16 protein-coding genes are annotated in these 16,562 nt (G+C 54.5%); 5 read left to right on the top strand and 11 right to left on the bottom strand.

Going from position 1 to position 16,562, the window contains the following annotated elements:
- Nucleotides 1-7 precede the first annotated feature (7 nt).
- Nucleotides 8-487 (bottom strand): GNAT family N-acetyltransferase, encoded by a 480-nt coding sequence (locus tag ACTID9_RS05665; protein WP_441070272.1) that lies wholly within the window; start codon nt 485-487, stop codon nt 8-10.
- A 130-nt stretch (nt 488-617) separates the two neighbouring features.
- Here ACTID9_RS05665 and pdxR point away from each other — a divergent pair, with 130 nt between their 5' ends.
- From pdxR to ACTID9_RS05645, 4 genes are all read left to right on the top strand, one after another.
- A complete protein-coding gene (gene pdxR / locus ACTID9_RS05660) occupies nt 618-2,045 on the top strand; it encodes a MocR-like pyridoxine biosynthesis transcription factor PdxR (protein ID WP_441070271.1) in 1,428 nt (475 codons plus the stop codon).
- Between the two features lie 42 nt (nt 2,046-2,087).
- The gene (locus ACTID9_RS05655) at nt 2,088-2,957 is read left to right on the top strand and encodes a leucine-rich repeat domain-containing protein (protein WP_441070270.1); all 870 of its coding nucleotides are present in this window, start codon (nt 2,088-2,090) and stop codon (nt 2,955-2,957) included.
- 120 nt (nt 2,958-3,077) lie between these two features.
- Complete coding sequence (locus ACTID9_RS05650; protein WP_441070269.1) at nt 3,078-3,722, top strand: hypothetical protein; 645 nt, start codon at nt 3,078-3,080, stop codon at nt 3,720-3,722.
- A gap of 32 nt (nt 3,723-3,754) precedes the next feature.
- On the top strand, nt 3,755-4,243 hold the full coding sequence (locus ACTID9_RS05645) for a DUF4365 domain-containing protein (protein ID WP_441070268.1): 489 nt from the start codon (nt 3,755-3,757) through the stop codon (nt 4,241-4,243).
- Between the two features lie 104 nt (nt 4,244-4,347).
- Here the strand turns inward: ACTID9_RS05645 and ACTID9_RS05640 are convergent, their stop codons facing one another.
- The gene (locus ACTID9_RS05640) at nt 4,348-4,485 is read right to left on the bottom strand and encodes a hypothetical protein (RefSeq protein ID WP_441070267.1); all 138 of its coding nucleotides are present in this window, start codon (nt 4,483-4,485) and stop codon (nt 4,348-4,350) included.
- A 14-nt stretch (nt 4,486-4,499) separates the two neighbouring features.
- Nucleotides 4,500-5,834 (bottom strand): Nramp family divalent metal transporter, encoded by a 1,335-nt coding sequence (locus ACTID9_RS05635; RefSeq protein WP_441070266.1) that lies wholly within the window; start codon nt 5,832-5,834, stop codon nt 4,500-4,502.
- 434 nt (nt 5,835-6,268) lie between these two features.
- Between ACTID9_RS05635 and ACTID9_RS05630 the strand changes: the two genes are divergently transcribed.
- The gene (locus ACTID9_RS05630; protein ID WP_441070265.1) at nt 6,269-6,946 is read left to right on the top strand and encodes an MBL fold metallo-hydrolase; all 678 of its coding nucleotides are present in this window, start codon (nt 6,269-6,271) and stop codon (nt 6,944-6,946) included.
- 185 nt (nt 6,947-7,131) lie between these two features.
- Here the strand turns inward: ACTID9_RS05630 and deoC are convergent, their stop codons facing one another.
- The 8 genes from deoC to ACTID9_RS05590 form a co-directional block, all read right to left on the bottom strand.
- Nucleotides 7,132-7,773, bottom strand: coding sequence for a deoxyribose-phosphate aldolase (gene deoC, locus ACTID9_RS05625; RefSeq protein ID WP_441070264.1), 642 nt, complete (start codon nt 7,771-7,773; stop codon nt 7,132-7,134).
- Nucleotides 7,774-7,788: 15 nt separating this feature from the next.
- A complete protein-coding gene (locus ACTID9_RS05620; RefSeq protein WP_441070263.1) occupies nt 7,789-8,796 on the bottom strand; it encodes a substrate-binding domain-containing protein in 1,008 nt (335 codons plus the stop codon).
- A gap of 51 nt (nt 8,797-8,847) precedes the next feature.
- Nucleotides 8,848-9,840 carry an ABC transporter permease gene (locus ACTID9_RS05615; protein WP_441070262.1) on the bottom strand — a complete coding sequence of 331 codons (993 nt, stop codon included), beginning with the start codon at nt 9,838-9,840 and terminating at the stop codon, nt 8,848-8,850.
- The gene (locus ACTID9_RS05610) at nt 9,828-11,330 is read right to left on the bottom strand and encodes a sugar ABC transporter ATP-binding protein (RefSeq protein WP_441070261.1); all 1,503 of its coding nucleotides are present in this window, start codon (nt 11,328-11,330) and stop codon (nt 9,828-9,830) included. The genes ACTID9_RS05615 and ACTID9_RS05610 overlap by 13 nt, the downstream gene beginning before the upstream one ends.
- 20 nt (nt 11,331-11,350) lie before the next feature.
- Nucleotides 11,351-12,877, bottom strand: coding sequence for an FGGY-family carbohydrate kinase (locus tag ACTID9_RS05605; RefSeq protein WP_441070260.1), 1,527 nt, complete (start codon nt 12,875-12,877; stop codon nt 11,351-11,353).
- A gap of 15 nt (nt 12,878-12,892) precedes the next feature.
- Nucleotides 12,893-13,930, bottom strand: coding sequence for a galactitol-1-phosphate 5-dehydrogenase (locus ACTID9_RS05600; protein WP_441070259.1), 1,038 nt, complete (start codon nt 13,928-13,930; stop codon nt 12,893-12,895).
- Entirely contained in the window at nt 13,927-14,898 is a 972-nt protein-coding gene (locus ACTID9_RS05595; protein ID WP_441070258.1) for a sugar-binding transcriptional regulator, read from the bottom strand. The genes ACTID9_RS05600 and ACTID9_RS05595 overlap by 4 nt, the downstream gene beginning before the upstream one ends.
- Nucleotides 14,899-15,117: 219 nt before the next feature.
- The gene (locus tag ACTID9_RS05590) at nt 15,118-16,542 is read right to left on the bottom strand and encodes an aldehyde dehydrogenase family protein (protein ID WP_441070257.1); all 1,425 of its coding nucleotides are present in this window, start codon (nt 16,540-16,542) and stop codon (nt 15,118-15,120) included.
- Between the last annotated feature and the right edge of the window lie 20 nt (nt 16,543-16,562).

The raw sequence follows: 16,562 nt of genomic DNA, 5'->3' as shown, positions 1-16,562 counted from the left end.
CTGTCCATCACCGTTCTGGCAATGTGGCCTGACTGCGCGAAATCGCCATATAACGTTCGGGCGCTGCCAACGGTTCGAAGCCGTATTGGGCGTACAGCCCATGCGCGTCGCGCGTCGCCAGAAGGAAGCGCCGCACACCGCTAGTCGGCGGATACTGCGTGATCACTTCCATCAGCCATTTGCCCAACCCGCCGCCACTATGCTCAGGCAAAATAAATACATCGCACAGATAGGCGAACGTGGCGCAGTCGGAAATCACCCGGGCAAAGCCGACCTGTCTGCAATCCGCCGCTCCCGGCTCCCCCTGAAAGACGCCGAAGCAAAACGCCGAGTGCTCGATGGAACGTCGGACCACTTCCCGATCGATCCCGTTGCTCCAATACGACTTTTCATGCAAATAGCCGTAAATCACGTCCTCCTGCAAAAATCGCTTGTCAGTCGAGATCGTATAAGTGCCTTTCCTCCACATGTCCTTGCTGGTCGTCATCGGATTCGTTCTCCTTTTCCCTTGTCTTTCTGCCATTGTAGCAAACGATTTTTTGGGCGCGCACAACCAATTGGTGACTTTTTTGTCCAGCCAATTTATCATGAAAAAAACGATCGCAAGGGGGATTTCGATGGACTGGATGCTCGACCCGACGAGCGATGAGCCGCTGTTTCGCCAAATCGTCCGTCATTTTGAAGAATGCATTTTTACCGGCACGTACCCGCCCGGCTCCCCGCTGCCTACCGAACGGCTGCTCGCGGCGCAGCTGCAAGTGAACCGCAGCACGATCACGGAGGCATATGCTGAGCTGCGCGCCTCGGGATTGATCCATTCCCGCCAGGGCAGCGGCACACGGGTCAGCGAGCACCTGTGGGGCGTGGCCCAACGGCAGCCCAACTGGTTCGCCTACACGAACGGCGGAACCTTTATCCCGACGCAGCCGCTGGTCAAACGGATTCGTGAGGCGACCGCCCGTCCCGGCATCATCGCGTTCAACGGCGGCGAAATGAATCCCGAGCTGTTTCCCCATCACGAGCTGCAAGAGACGATGCATACGCTGCCGCTTACCCGCCTGCTCGGCTACCTGCCGCCCGAGGGCGATCCAGCGCTGCGCCTCTCCCTCTGCGACTACATGCGCGAGGAACACGGGATTGTCGCCACTCCCGATCAAATCCTGATCACATCCGGCGCCCAGCAAGCGCTGCATCTGATTACGCAGTGCCTGCTCCGCCCCGGGGACGCGATTGCGCTGGAGGGACCTTCCTATATGTATTCGCTGGGAGTCTTCCCCTCCGCCGGGCTGCGCCTGTTCCGTCTGCCGGTCGATGCCGACGGGCTCGAACCGGAACAGGTCATCCAGCTGTATCGCAAACACAAGATCAAACTCGTCATCACCAATCCGACCTACCAAAACCCGACCGGGACCGTCCTGTCCCTGAAGCGGCGGAAGCGACTATTGGCCATTTGCGAGGAAATCCGCATCCCGGTCATCGAGGATGAAGCATACGGCGCGCTCCGCCTGGATGATGCGCCGCCGCCGCTGCCAACGCTGGTCAGCCTGAACAAAGGAAACGGGCTTGTCGTGCACATCGGCAGCTTTTCCAAAACCGTCGCACCGGGCCTGCGGATCGGCTGGGTCGTCGCGCCGCCTTCCGTCATCTCGCGGATGGCCGATGCGAAAAAAGAGATCGATCACGGCACAAGCACACTGTCCCAGCAGCTGTTGACCGCCTATTTGCAAAAAGCCGACTGGCGTGGACACGTGCAGCAGCTGAAGACCGCGCTGACGAGACGACGCGATCTCATGAGACAGGCGCTCAGCGAGCATGTCGGCGACAAAGCCTCCTGGAATCATCCCAAAGGCGGTTATTCCATCTGGTGCCAGCTGAAAAAGCCGATTGCGGATCAAGATTTGATCGAAAAAGCAATCGCTCACGGTGTGCTGTTCATGCCTGGCACCATTTACGGAGCAGAGCCCGGGTTCATCCGGCTGTCCTATGCATGTCCGGCGGAGAGTGAAATTGTCGAAGGGATCAGGCGGTTGGGGCGGATGCTGTAAAAGCCTGAAAGAAAAACACGGTAGATGGGGAGCGGAACGCGAATGACTGGAACGAACGAAACCAAACGCAACTTAGACGGACAAAACTTGACGGAAACGCCAGATGAGATTTTTGCGCTGGACCATTTGATCGAGCTGAGCCTGTACAACAACCGGATCAAGCAAATCCCGGAGGATGTTTACCGCCTGTCCGATTTGCAAGTGTTGAATTATGCAGGGAATGAAATCGAGACGCTGTCGCCGAGCATCCAACACTTGCAAAACTTGCGGATGCTCGACCTGGGACACAATCGGATGCGGGAGCTGCCGAAAGAAATCGGCGCCTTGCAAAAGCTCGATTCCTTCCTTTATTTGAGCAACAATCAATTCGAGCGCATCCCGGCGGAATTATGCCAGCTCCGCCGACTCAAGTATTTGAACGTCACAGACAACATGCTGACCGAACTGCCCGCCAATCTGGGCGATTTGCAAAGCCTCGTTGAACTGCGCCTCTACAACAACCAGATTGAAGCCTTGCCCGAGTCGATCTCGTCGATCCGCTGCCTGCGGGAGATTCATGTGTACGGCAATCGCCTGACACGTTTGCCTGAAACGATTGGCGATGTAACCGATCTGCGCATTCTCGATGTGAGCAACAACCGGATCGCGGAACTGCCGCAATCGATTGGAGGCTTGAAAAAGCTGCATCGACTCAACCTGCGTACCAACCGGCTGACAGAGCTGCCGGAGCAAATCGGCGATGCGGCCAATCTCATTGAGCTGGATTTGCGTGACAACGATTTGAAGGTGATCCCGGATGCCATCCTTAAGCTGGAACGACTTGAAAAGCTGGACCTTCGCTGGAACCATCACCTGCAGGTTACACCATGCTTGTTTGAGCTGGAAAAGAGAGGATGCCTGATCTATCGGTAAAAAAGGCAGCACCAATACAAAGAGAGACGGTTTCCACGCGAAGCCGCCTCCTTTTGGGTAAATTGGGTAACAGACTTTGCTATAATAGATTCAAAGAAATGTTGTTTGAGGAGGGCTTAAATGACGAATAAAGATAAGATCCTTTCTTCCTTACTACATGCTACTCTATGTGACGATTGTTTATCTCTCTCCTCCAATGTGGTACCGAGACAAACTGTCTACTCTATTTGCCGCTCACTCAGTGAATCGTCAATAATCTATCGGTATCAAGGAATTTGCGATCATTGTCACAAAACAAAAACGACTAGTCGGTTACCCGATGGAAATGAATCAAAAACAGTTAAAATCATAAATCCACCAAAAATAGATTCAGCAAAATCTGCTTGGTACTGGGAAGGAAACATTCAGAGTAAGGTTGTAAATCATCTCGTATTCAATGGCTTCACAATTCGAAGCGTCGCGGATACAGCCTCGCGTACATCTGGAAAAGACATTGTTGCTTCAAAAGACGGCAATGACTTATGGATAAGCGTTAAGGGATATCCTGAAAAGAGCCAGCACACCCAAGCTCGTCACTGGTTTTCTGAGGTAATCTTCGATCTGATCCTTTACCATGGAGAAAACGCAGCGATACAACTTGGCATAGCCCTCCCGGATGGTTTCACTACATACGAAAATTTAGCCCCACGTATTAGATGGCTCAAAGATTCCTTGCCGTTTCAAATCTATTGGGTAAACGAATCCGGAACTGTCCGAGTAGAATAAAAATTTAATGCCATGAAGAAAGGTGATTATGAATGCCAAATATGAATTGGGCTGTACTCAACTCATTACAACTAGGAAAGTATGCTGAATATTTCGCCAAGATGGAATTCGCATCTTACGGACTAGAGGTATTTTCGTCGGAGGTCGACGATCGAGGAATTGACTTCATTATAAAAGACAGACTGGGACGGTTCTCTGAAATTCAGGTCAAATCATTGAGGGGAACGGGATACGTTTTTGCTCAAAAGAGCAAGTTCAATATTTGCAATCCCAACTTGTACATGGCTCTTCTGATATTCAAAGAGGGCCAGATGCCAGATTTCTTCTTAATCCCCTCTCAAGCGTGGAAAGCCCCTAACGAAGTTTTTGTGGATCGAAATTATGACAAGCCTGGACAAACGAGCAAGCCCGAATACGGAATCAACATTTCAATCAAAAACTATCACATCCTAGAGCTTTTTACATTTGAAGAAACGATCAAAGGCTTTTTAACCACTCCAGTAGACGAACGCATCGTTTAAAGAACCCTTACCTATAACGTCCCAAAACATTTGCGGAGGCCCCTGCTGCGCAAGCTTGCCCTCAGGGATCTCACTCCTGATTCGAGAATTCGTTCACTGCTTACTCATGCGCCCATATTGGAAAAGCCTATCAATCTTACCTTCTCGAAGCCATTGCGCTCCATAGCGCACTCATCGAGCTTGTCGGCTGTATGCAAAAAGCCGAAGCCCTTTTTTGCAAAAAGCCCCGGCTCTTTCTTCACGGCCCCCCCGCTTCCTACGAAAAGAAAGTCCCGTACAATAAATATGCATTCAACACCGCGATGATAACCGCGACGATCCAGGAGAGGACAGCCACCCATTTCGGTGCGACGAGCGCGCCCATCTTGCGCTTGTCGGTGGTGAACATCACGAGCGGAATGACGGCAAACGAAAGCTGCAGCGACAGAACCACCTGGCTTAAAATCAGCAGATCGCCGGTCCCTTTCTCTCCCGTGACGGCAACGACGATGACTGCCGGAACAATCGCGATCAGTCGTGTGATGAGCCTGCGAATCCACGGCTTCAGCCGGATGTTCAGGAAGCCTTCCATCACGATCTGACCTGCCAGCGTGCCGGTCAACGTCGAGTTCTGACCCGCAGCCAGCAGCGCCACAGCAAACAGAACGCTGGCCAACCCCGTTCCCAGCAAAGGCGTGAGCAATTGGTAGGCATCCTGGATTTCGGCGACTTCCGTGTGGCCCGTCGTATGGAAGGTAGCCGCCGACAAAATCAGAATGGCCGCATTGATGAACAAAGCGATGGTCAGCGCGACAGTCGAGTCGATGGTCGCGAATTTGATCGCGGAGCGCTTCCCTTCCTCCGTCTCCTCATAATTGCGCGTCTGCACGATCGAGGAGTGCAGGTAGAGATTATGCGGCATGACGGTGGCGCCGAGAATGCCCAAGGCGATGTAGAGCATTTCCGGGTTTTGCAAAATTTCTGCACGCGGGACGAAACCGCCAAAGATCCCGCCGATATCGGGTTTCGAGAAGATCATTTCCGCACCGAAGCAGATCAGGATAATGACAATCAGCGAAATGACAATCGACTCGATGTAGCGGAAGCCTTTGTTTTGCAAAAACAGCACGAGCATGACATCGAGCGAGGTTAGCAGCACGCCGTAAATCAGCGGCAGCCCGAACAACAACTGCAGCGCAATCGCCGAACCGATCACTTCCGCCAGGTCGCACGCCGCAATCGCCAGCTCGCACAGCAGCCAGAGGACGAAATTGACCGGCTTGCTGTAGTGGTCCCGGCACGCCTGTGCCAGATCGCGCCCAGTCGCAATGCCGAGACGCGCCGTGAGCGACTGGAGCAAAATCGCCATCATATTCGAAATCAAAATGACGGAGAGCAAGGAATAATTGAACATCGCCCCTCCAGCCAAATCCGTCGCCCAGTTCCCCGGGTCCATATACCCGACCGCCACCAAATAGCCCGGGCCCGCAAAGGCGAGGAACTTGCGGAATGAGCTGCCCAGCGTCGGAACAGCCATCGATTTGTACACTTCCTGCAAGCTCGGCGTGCTCCTCTCCCGTTTCCACCCTTCTTTTGTTTTCACCGCTTCCATGTTTACCACCCTTCTTTCATTCGGACAAATATGTTTCCCCATGGAAACTTTTTGACTAAAAAAAATAACCTCCACTCCGTATATGCTATTAGCCTACTACAAAAAAGATGCATGAACAACATATTTTTGCACAAAGGAAACTTTTTTGTTGTCAGGTCAACCTTATGAACCGCAAAGCTGCTTCGCCTGTTTGCTCCCGCACAGCTCGATGCGAAACGGGCGGAATTCCGGATTTTGGAACAGCCATGCAGGACAAGATCGATCGATTGCTCGATGATCATCAGTGCTTTGCTTCCCTCAAGCCCGCTGGTTCCACACAATCTAGCCTTGGGTACGCAAACCTGCGATTTCCGCATCGGCATGGAGGAATTGCGTATATACAGATGGAATGTTACCGTGTTCGAAATCGCTACATCGTGGAGGTGCACGTTTTGATGCAAACGCAAGGAATCAAAGTGATCAAACTGGAGATGAACATCGGTGCGGACTCTCCATTCATCGTCCATACGGCTGCGCTGTGGGATGAACAGGAGACGGTGCTGGTGGATACCGGTGTCGCCGGACAGCTGGAGCTTATCCGCTCTGTCCTCGCCCGGGAGTCGCTCCCTTTTGAAAAGCTGACCAAAATCATCATTACCCATCAAGACCGCGACCATATCGGCAGCTTGCCTGATCTTGTCGCAGTCTCCGATGGAAGGGTGCAAGTCCTTGCCCATGAGGTGGCTATCCCTTACCTCGCCGGTGAAATTCCGCTGCTCAAAAGCGGAGCCATCGCCCCGGCCGTGAAGGTGGACAAAGCTCTCCAGGACGGCGACATCTTGCCGTACGCCGGGGGGATTCAGGTCATTTACACGCCTGGCCATACCCCGGACCACATTTCGCTGTACCATATCCCGAGCAAAACGCTGATCTCGGGCGATGCCCTGACAGCACAGGACGGCGTGTTGATGCCGTTCGATCCTCAGTTTACGCTGGATCAAGCGGCGGCCCTGCAATCGATCATCAAGCTGCTTGATCTCGACATCGAAACGGTGATCGCGTACCATGGCGGCGTCTGCACAGGAGACATCAAGGCGCGTTTGAAGGAAATTGCCGAAAACCTTTCCGTTTAGTCCGCGTCACGACTCACATGCAAAAAACAGCCGAAAAAAACGGCTGTTTTTTTGTCTGCTTACGCATGGAACCGGGCCACAATCGCTTTCAGCTGTTCTGCCCTGGCACCGATCGATTGGGCGACCACGCCAAAAACGGATGGGGAGCATGCTCTCCCATCCGTTTTCACCAAATCCCGATTGCCTTAGCTATTGACGATCACGACGCCGTTGCTCGAACCAATGCGGGTCGCTCCTGCCGCGATCATTTGCTGGGCCGTGGCCAGATCGCGGATACCGCCGGACGCCTTCACTTCCAGTCGATCGCCCACCGTTTCTTTCATCAGCGCCACATCATCAACCGTCGCGCCACCTGTGGAAAAACCGGTGGATGTTTTGACGAATTGGGCGCCTGCTTTTTCGGACAATTGGCAGGCGAGAATTTTTTCCTCGCGGGTCAGCAGGCACGCTTCGATGATCACTTTGACCAGCTTGCCTTCCGCCGCTTCGACGACCGCGCGGATGTCATCCTCGACTTGCTGGGCGTCGCCCGCTTTCAAGGCGCCGATGTTGATCACCATGTCGATTTCTTCCGCGCCTTCGCGGACCGCCTGCCTGGTTTCCGCCACTTTGATCGCGGTGGCGTTAGCCCCCAGCGGGAAGCCCACGACCGTGCACACTTTCACGCCGGAATCTTTGAGCAGCGAATGTGCCAGCTCTACGAACACAGGGTTGATGCACACCGAGAAGAAACCGTGCTCGCGCGCTTCGGCGCACAGCTTGATGATTTGCTCTTTCGTCGTTTCTGGTTTCAATACCGTATGGTCAATGTACGATGCGAGCGTCATGAGTGGTGAACCTCCTTATTTCATTTGGGCGAATACGGCTTTGTCGCTGTAAACATCTTTTGCGTTGGAAGCGTCGATCAAGCCTGTGCCAGCGTCCACATACTCGGGAACTTGCTCTCCTTTCGCCACTTTCAGCGCGGTATCCACCACGATGGAGCCGAGTTTCGCCGGGTCGTTGAATACGGTTGCGCTGTATTTGCCGTCGATGATGGCTTTCACTGCTTCCGACAGGCCGTCGATGCCGACGATTTTGACTTTATCCAGCATTTTCGCTTGCTCCAGCACTTGCAGTGCGCCCAGAGCCATGTCGTCGTTGTGCGCATAGACGAGGTTCACGTCCGGGTTGGCTTGCAGCAAGTCCTGGAATGCTTTGACCGCTTTGGAACGGACGTAATCGGAATATGGGCCTTCGATGATTTTCACGCCAGACTCCTTGCCAACGATCTCATGGAAGCCGTCGTGGCGGTCCATCATGACTTTTCCGCCCGCGTCGCCTTGCAGCTCGATTACTTTTCCTGTCGCCTTGCCTTCGCCGCCCAAAAGGGAAACGGCTTGTTTGCCGGCGATGCGGCCCATTTCTTTGTTATCGCGTCCAACGAATGCAGCTACTTTTTCTTCTGTTGGACGGTCGACGGTGACGACCTGAATATTTGCCTGCTTTGCCGCTTGCAGCGCTGGTGCGACCGCTGTCGGGTTGGTCGGGTTCAAAATCAGCACGTTGATGCCTTTGGTGATCATGTCTTGCACGTCGGCGTTTTGCTTTTCGATGTCATTTTGTGCATCCATGACGACGATGTCCGCGCCCTGTTTCTGCGCTTCCGCCTTCGCGCCGTCAACCAGTGCCGTATAGAACGGCGATTCGGACGTTACCTGTGAGAAGCCGATGACGATTTTTTTGTCGCCGCCGGAAGCAGCGGCATTCCCTCCGCCGCCATCTGCAGCAGGCTGCGACTGGGAGCATCCGGCGAACATCAGGCTGGTCAAAAGCGCGGAGACGACAAACAGGTTGTTTCTCTTCTTCATGTGTAAATCCCCCTTGATTTATGTGTAAAAAATAGAAGCCACAGGTTACGGTTACGCCTTTTTGGTCTGCTTGGAGATGACAAACCGGTTCAGCACCAGGGCGAGCACGATGATCACGCCCATGAAGATGGACTGGTAGTACGACGACAGGCCGAGCAGGTTGAAAATGTTGGTGATGATGCTCATGAGCAGTACGCCGACGAACGTGCCGCCGACACCGCCCACGCCGCCGAACAGGCTCGTTCCGCCCAACACCACCGCTGCGATCGCGTCCAGCTCGATGCTTTTGCCTGCGGTCGGCTGGCCGACGGTGAGCCATGACGCGAGGACGATTCCCGCCAATGCGGACAAGGCGCCGCAGATGACATAGGTATAGGTGATGTAGCGGTTGACCTCAATGCCGGACAGATGTGCAGATTGAGGGTTGCCGCCGATGGCGTACAGCTTGCGCCCGAATGTGGTATAGCGGAGTACCAGAACAGCCAGAATCGTCAGCACGATCCAGACGATGCCCGAGACCGGGATGCGGTCGAACAGGTTTTGGCCGAAAAAGCGCATCGCTGGCGGCAGGTTGTAAACCGGCTTGCCGTCGGTGAACAGCAAGGCCAGCCCGCGAGCCGCGACCATCATCGCCATCGTCGCGATGAACGCCGGCACTTTGAGCTTGGTGGTGACCCACCCGTTGATGAAGCCCATCGCGACGCCTGCGACAATTCCCAGGAGAATGGCGACGAAAACGCCGGTGTATGGAATCGCAAGCGCGGTGACCATGCCGGCCAGCGCGAGCACGGAGCCGACCGACAAATCGATTCCGGCCACGATGATGACAAAGGTCATCCCGATGCTGATGATTCCCACGACTGCGGACTGCTGCAGCAAGTTCAGGAAATTTTGCACGGAGAAAAATTTCGGCGACAGCGCTGAGCCGATCGCGACAAAGACGGCCAGCAAAAGAAAGAGATTGTACTTGCGCAAAAATTTGCCAAGGTCAAATGAGGGCGCTGTCTTTTTTGCAGTGGTGCCAGCTTCTCTTATGTGTTCCATAACGATGTCCCCCCTGTCACTGCATGATTGAGGATGTCTTCCTTCTGCCGCTGCGGATCGCGGAATTCGCCGACGATTTTGCCGCGGAACATGACGAGAATGCGGTTGCATATCTCCTGAAGCTCGCCGATTTCCGAAGAGGCGACGATGACGCTCGCTCCTTCTGCCACGAGCTTTTGAATAATTTTGTAAATTTCTTGCTTGGCTCCGATATCCACCCCTTGGGTCGGCTCGTCAAACAAGATGATTTTGGACTGGCGGATCAGCCATTTGGAGATGATCACCTTTTGCTGGTTTCCGCCGCTCAGGTTGCCCATCAACGTCTGCGCATCCGGCGTTTTCACGTTCAGCTCGCGGATTTTCTCCGCGATTTCGCTGCGAATGCGCCCCGGCTTGATCACGCCGCCGCTTGCAAAGCGGTCGTAAGCGGGCAAGACCGCGTTCTCTTCGACAGACAGGCCGAGGATCGCGCCTTCGGTCTTGCGGTTTTCCGGCACCAGCCCCATGCCGAGGCGGATCGCTTTGCTCGGGCTGTCGATTTTGACCTGCTGGCCATCGAGTCGAATTACCCCCGCCGTAAGCGGATCGACGCCGTACAGCGCTTTCAACAGTTCCGTCCGGCCGGCGCCAACCAGCCCGTACAGGCCGAGGATTTCTCCCTTCCCGAGCGAAAAGGAAACAGCGGAAATGTGGCGGGTACTAAGCGACTCCGCCCGCAGCAGCTCTGGAAAATGAAGCTGCTCGCTGGTGCGCTCCTGTTTTTCCACCTTGTAGCCGATGATCAGCTCGGTCAGGCTGGCTTGATCCAGCTCGCTCAGCTCACGTGTCGCCACCCATTTGCCGTCGCGCAGGACGGTGACCCGATCACCGATCGCGAACAGCTCCTCGAGCTTGTGGGAAATGTAGATGATCGTGATTCCTTGCCTGATCAGCTCTTCGATGATCGTAAACAGCGTACGAATCTCGCGCTCCGACAAGGTGGTGGACGGTTCATCCATGATGATGATTTTGGCGTTCCCTTCGAGTGCCTTCGCCAGCTCCACAATCTGCTTGTGGCCCATGCTCAGCTCCGCAACCGGCATATCGACATCGATCGCGATGCCCAACCGGTCGATCAACGCCTGCGCCTGCTGCCGCAAACGCTTCCATGAAACGAAGCCAAACCGCGGATTGGCGTAGGAGCCGAGGTAAATGTTTTCTGCCACGGTCAAATGCTCAACCAGCGACAGTTCCTGATGGATCGTGATGACGCCGAGCCGTTTGGCGTCTGCCGGGTTGTTGATTTGCACCTTCTCCCCTTGCAGATAAATCTCGCCGTCGTCTTTCGGGTAGACGCCCGCCAAAATTTTCATCAAGGTCGATTTCCCGGCCCCGTTCGCGCCGATCAAGCAGTGGATTTCGCCTTTTTTTACGGAAAAATCAACGTTTTGCAGCGCTTTCACACCGGGAAACGACTTGTTTATGTTTTGCATGCTCAGTATCTCGCTCATCGCATCTCCATCCCCCTTTCTCAGGTGACGATTAACTCCTTCATGATTGGAAAGAGCGCTTTATGCAAGTCCAGATAGGTTGTAAAGTAGCGGTCATACGCGCGGTGCGCATCCGGCTGCGGCGTATAGACATGGCCTTTTTCAGCCAGCGCCTTGGCTGCATCCGCCAGCGTCGGATAGTGGCCCAATCCGTAGGAAGCGAGAATGGCGGCTCCCTTGCTGCCTGCTTCCGTCTCCTCCAGCGTCTCGATGACAAGCCCGGTCACATCGCTTAAAATCTGCATCCACAACGCGTTTTTGGTTCCGCCGCCGCACGCGATGATCCGCGTGATCGGCACATCGGTCTCTTCAAAGGTCGCAATGATATTTCGTGTTCCATACGCCGTCGCTTCCAAAATCGCGCGGAAAATATGATAGCGGGTATGCGCCAGTGTCAAGCCGACGAGCGAGCCTGTCGCGTGCGGGTTGCGGTAGGGCGTCCGATTTCCTTGCCAGCTGTCCATCATGACCAACCCCTCGCTGCCCGGTGCGATCCGCGCGGCTTCCGCCAGCAGCTCGTCATACACCCCGCCCAGCTCTTCCGCTGGCACATGCGGGTAAAACTGCTGCAAAAACCATGTCGTCAACGAGCCGCAGGAAAGCTGCCCGCCTTCGATCAGCCATTTGTCGGGGAGAATCGGGTTTTCATACGGCCCCCATAACCCTTCATGGAAAACCGGCTCTTCCGAATGGACCAGATGGACAAAGCTCGTGCCCATCACGAGGCTCATGATGCCCGGATCGACTGCTCCGACTCCCAGCATGCCGATGTGCGCATCGATTCCTCCCTGGAAGACGGGAATGCCTGCGCAAACCCCCAGCTCCGCAGCAGCTTCCTCCGTGACCACACCGACCTGACTGCCGACGGGAATCACTTCTTCCGGCCAAAACTCGCGGTACTCCGGCCAGCCGATCGCCTCGAAAAATGCGGGCGAAAATCCTTCGCCATCCCGATAGTTCCATTTGCAGACGGCATTGCATTGCGACGCTACCCAGCGGTTGGTCAGCTTGAAATTGATCCAGTCCAGCTGCTCCACCACTTTGCGCCCCGGAAGCAAATACCCGTTTTCCTTGAGATAAAGCGCTTTGGCGACCATCCATTCCTCCGATACCTTGCCACCCGAGTAGCGGAGAATGTCTTTGACGATCGGTGCTTCGTTTTCGTTGATCGCTTGCGCCTGTGCCACCGCGCGTTTATCCATCCACATCAGCGCAGGCGTTTGCGGTGCGCCCGCTTCATCTGCCACCAGCACAGTGGAAGAGGTCGCGCATACGCCGATCCCCTCAATCTGCGAAAGTGGAAGCACGCTCGCTGCCTCTGCCAGCACCTCGCGCAGCGCCTGCCACCAATGCTGCGGGTTCTGCTCCGCCCGGCCTGCCTGCGGATAAACGGTGGGGTAGGAGCGCTCACCCTTCCAGACGAGCTTGCCCGCTATCGTAAACAGGCCAACCTTCAAGCCTTGCGTGCCAAAATCAATGCCTGCAACAATCGCTTGCTTCACGGTCATGTTCCCCCTCCTTGCTCAGTTGGGCAAAAACATGATTTTGTTAAAGAGTAACTCTCGATTTTTAATCTTCTGAAAAACTTCTGGCGCTTGTTCCAATGCGTAGCGATGGGAGATCAGCGGTTCCGCTTTCAGCTTGCCCTCCGCCATCAGCTCCGCCGTGAACGACCATTCGCGGCCCGGAAACGGATTGGAGAACGAGTTCCATGATCCGTACAGCGCCAGCTCGTAACGCAATACATTGTTGACCGCTTCTTTGCTCAACGTCAGCTCGCTGTTGGAGATGCCGAGGAAGACGATGCGCCCTTGCTTGGCCGCTGCGCATACCGCCTGGTTTTGCGCGATCGGCGATCCCGACGTATCGAGGATGAAATCGGCTCCGCCCACCTGTGCGTTGATTTCTTTGGCCGGATCGCACTTCATCGAGTTCACCACGATGTCCGCGCCCAGCTCTTTGGCCAGCTCCAGCTTTTCCTCATGAATATCGACCGCGATCACTTGCTTGGCACCCAGCACTTTGGCGAATTGGATCGCGAACAAACCGATTGCGCCGAGTCCGAACACCGCTACCGTATCGCCTTCTTTGCAATCGCCGCGCCACAGGCCGTGAATCGCGTTGGCTGCCGGATCGATCATCGCCCCTGCCTCATACGAGACCTGATCGCCGAGACGAACCAGATTCTCCGGCGTCACTTTGATGAAGTGCGCCATCGCGCCATCCGTGCGTGAACCGTAGTAGCTGTAATCCTCGCAGAGCGAGTAGTCGCCCTGGCGGCAATATTTGCAGCTGTTGCATGGAATCAGGGGTGCGACCGAAACCCGGTCGCCCGCTTGCCAGTCAGTTACATTCACACCGACCTTGGCGATTTGGCCGGAAAACTCATGTCCAAGCGTCAGCCCTTGGTAGTACGCTCCTTTATACAAAGCCCGCGGAATGTCGGAACCGCACACCCCGACCGCCTTTACTTCAACCAGCACCTCGTCCGCGCCGATTTCGGGAACCTCGATTTCTTCCACTTGCAAATTTCCTGGTTCGTACAATTTAACCGCTTTCATTTTTGCTGCACCTCCGCTGTTTTTGCGATGTCGTGTTGTTTGATCAATTCTCGCGCTGTGACTTCATCTGTGAATAAGGTATTGAAATAGTTGCCGCGCACCGCCCCGAGTATGGCCGGCACTTTATCCTCGCCGCAGGCGATTGCAATCGTATGCTTCTTTCGGCGCAAATCGTCGAGGTGAAGCCCGATGGTCCGGTCGTTCAGCTGTTCATCGCTGACATGGCCATCGATCGAGTAAAACCGGGAGCAGATGTCTCCGACCGCCCCTTTTTGCAAAAGCTTGTCGTACTCGTCCTGTTTGAAATAGCCCGCCAGGTTGAGCACCGATTGATAAGACGTTCGGCCGATCCCGAAAACGGCGATGTTGGCTTCCCTTCCGAGCGACACCATCTCGCGAATGCCGGAGTCGCGCAGGAGTGCGGAGGCAATTTCGGCAGAATCGAGTATCGTCGGTACGGACAGCGCGTACGGCTGGGCATCGAACGCTTTGGCAAACTGATCGAGGATGTTCATTGCCCCTGTCGAAAAAGCCGTTGTTGCCACACCGCCGTTGAGCTGTACCACACGCACGTTTTTGCGCTTCACCGGCTTCAACTGCTTGGCCGCATAGGTGAGGCTGTTTCCCCAGGAGATCCCGATCGTATCTCCATCGGCAACCAGGTCGTGCAAGTAATCGCCGAGCAGCTTCCCCACATCCGTCAAGATGAAGGAGGGCTCCGGGATGATGACAGGAGCGACAAACACTTTCATCAGATCAAAACGCTTCTTCAGTTCATCTTCCAGATCATCGACCGATTCGATCGGATATTGAATGGAGAAGGTGACAATCCCCTCCTGGAGCGCTGCATCCAGAATGCGGCTGACAGTCGGGCGCGAGATATTTTCCAGCGCAGCGATTTCCTGCTGCGTCAGCCCTTTTTCGTAGTACAGTTTGGCGACTCGGATCATTTCCCTTTGGGTGTACATCTTGCCCCTCCTCTCGTGAAATTTTGTTCAGTCATAGCACGTAATTTCATTTCTTGGCTTTATTATAGCGAGCGAAAATCCGGGATGCTACAAAATTTTATCATTTGTGAAAAACTTGAACAAAGGTTCAATTTTGACTAAAGGCAACTTTTAGAAAAACAAAAAAAGTGCCAAGCAAAGGATTTCCCCTCTGCTTGACACCTCCAAATATGCACGCAATTACAGCTTGATCGCGATCAATTTCAATTCTGTCATTTCTTCAACCGCGTATTTGATCCCCTCTTTGCCCACGCCGCTGTCTTTCACGCCGCCATATGGCATGTGGTCAACGCGGAATGTTGGCACGTCATTGATCATGACGCCGCCTGCTTCAAGCTCATCCGCAGCTTTCATCGCTTTGTTAATATCGTTGGTGTAAATACCTGCTTGCAAGCCGTATCGGGAATCGTTGACTTGTGCAATCCCCTCTTCGACCGAGGAAATTTTGGTTACGACAACGATTGGACCGAATATTTCCTGGCAAGAGCACTTTACGGTGCTTGCTACGTTTGTCAGGATGGTTGGCGCAAACAGACGGTCGCTGACCGCTTTGCCGCCGGTAACGATGTTGGCGCCATTTGCTACCGCGTCTGCTACCCACTCGCCCATACGTGCATGGTCTTTCGGGGAGATGACGGAAGACATGTCTGTCGCTTCGTCCATTGGGTTGCCCAGAACAATCTTCTCAGTTGCTGCCTTGAACTTCTCGAGGAACTCCTCGTATTTGCTTTCATGCACATACACGCGCTGCAAGGAGATGCACACCTGTCCGGAGAACGCGAATGCGCCCATGACGCAGCGGTCGATCAGCGCTTGGCTGATTTCCACGTTTTCGTCGATGATCAGGCCCGCGTTGGAACCAAGCTCCAGCGTTACGCGTTTCAGACCTGCTTTGTTACGCATTGCGATACCGACTTCAGGGCTGCCGGTGAACGTGATTTTCGCTACGCGATCGTCTTTCACCAGTTTTTCTCCGACGACGGAGCCTTTTCCTGGCAAAATGTTCAGCGCGCCTGCTGGCAAGCCAGCTTCTGCAAAAATTTCAGCCAGAACCAAAGACGACAACGGTGTTTGGCTCGCTGGCTTCAACACAACGGTGTTACCTGCCGCGAATGCAGGTCCCAGTTTGTGTGCAACCAGGTTGAACGGGAAGTTGAACGGCGTGATCGCGCCGACTACACCGATCGGCTTGCGCACGGTGAAGGCAATGCGGCCTTCGCCGCCTGGTGCCGCATCGAGCGGAACGGTTTCGCCGTGGATGCGTTTTGCTTCCTCAGCTGCGAATTTGTATGTTTGAATGGTACGGGCAATTTCGCCGCGACCGGTTTTGATCGGTTTTGCTGCTTCTGTCGCGAGGATTTGCGCCAGCTCTTCCTTGCGCGCTTCCATGATCGCTACGACTTTTTCCAAAATGGCTGCGCGTTGGCTAGCCGGATATTTGCTGAATGCTTTCCCTGCTTCTTTCGCAGCTTGGATCGCTTCATCTACATCAGCTTCGTCCGCTTGGCCGATTTCTGCGATGAGTTCGCCGGAGAAAGGGGAGTACAGCGGTGCGTACTCCTTAGCCTCTTTCCATTGACCGTTGATATAGAGATGTTTTTTCACGAAAGAGTCCCTCCTGCCAA

The sequence above is a fragment of the Brevibacillus fluminis genome (genome assembly GCF_052072235.1).
In the GTDB taxonomy this organism is placed as follows: domain Bacteria; phylum Bacillota; class Bacilli; order Brevibacillales; family Brevibacillaceae; genus Brevibacillus_D; species Brevibacillus_D fluminis_A.
This window is presented reverse-complemented; position numbering and strand designations above follow the sequence as displayed.

Coding starts and splice junctions, on each gene's coding strand:
- ACTID9_RS05630 (WP_441070265.1), top strand. CDS start 6,269: ATGCAAACGCAAGGAATCAAAGTGATCAAACTGGAGATGAACATCGGT.
- ACTID9_RS05650 (WP_441070269.1), top strand. CDS start 3,078: ATGACGAATAAAGATAAGATCCTTTCTTCCTTACTACATGCTACTCTA.
- ACTID9_RS05605 (WP_441070260.1), bottom strand. CDS start 12,877: ATGACCGTGAAGCAAGCGATTGTTGCAGGCATTGATTTTGGCACGCAA.
- ACTID9_RS05655 (WP_441070270.1), top strand. CDS start 2,088: ATGACTGGAACGAACGAAACCAAACGCAACTTAGACGGACAAAACTTG.
- ACTID9_RS05610 (WP_441070261.1), bottom strand. CDS start 11,330: ATGAGCGAGATACTGAGCATGCAAAACATAAACAAGTCGTTTCCCGGT.
- ACTID9_RS05620 (WP_441070263.1), bottom strand. CDS start 8,796: ATGAAGAAGAGAAACAACCTGTTTGTCGTCTCCGCGCTTTTGACCAGC.
- ACTID9_RS05615 (WP_441070262.1), bottom strand. CDS start 9,840: ATGGAACACATAAGAGAAGCTGGCACCACTGCAAAAAAGACAGCGCCC.
- ACTID9_RS05665 (WP_441070272.1), bottom strand. CDS start 487: ATGACGACCAGCAAGGACATGTGGAGGAAAGGCACTTATACGATCTCG.
- ACTID9_RS05595 (WP_441070258.1), bottom strand. CDS start 14,898: ATGTACACCCAAAGGGAAATGATCCGAGTCGCCAAACTGTACTACGAA.
- ACTID9_RS05600 (WP_441070259.1), bottom strand. CDS start 13,930: ATGAAAGCGGTTAAATTGTACGAACCAGGAAATTTGCAAGTGGAAGAA.
- deoC (WP_441070264.1), bottom strand. CDS start 7,773: ATGACGCTCGCATCGTACATTGACCATACGGTATTGAAACCAGAAACG.
- pdxR (WP_441070271.1), top strand. CDS start 618: ATGGACTGGATGCTCGACCCGACGAGCGATGAGCCGCTGTTTCGCCAA.
- ACTID9_RS05645 (WP_441070268.1), top strand. CDS start 3,755: ATGCCAAATATGAATTGGGCTGTACTCAACTCATTACAACTAGGAAAG.
- ACTID9_RS05635 (WP_441070266.1), bottom strand. CDS start 5,834: ATGGAAGCGGTGAAAACAAAAGAAGGGTGGAAACGGGAGAGGAGCACG.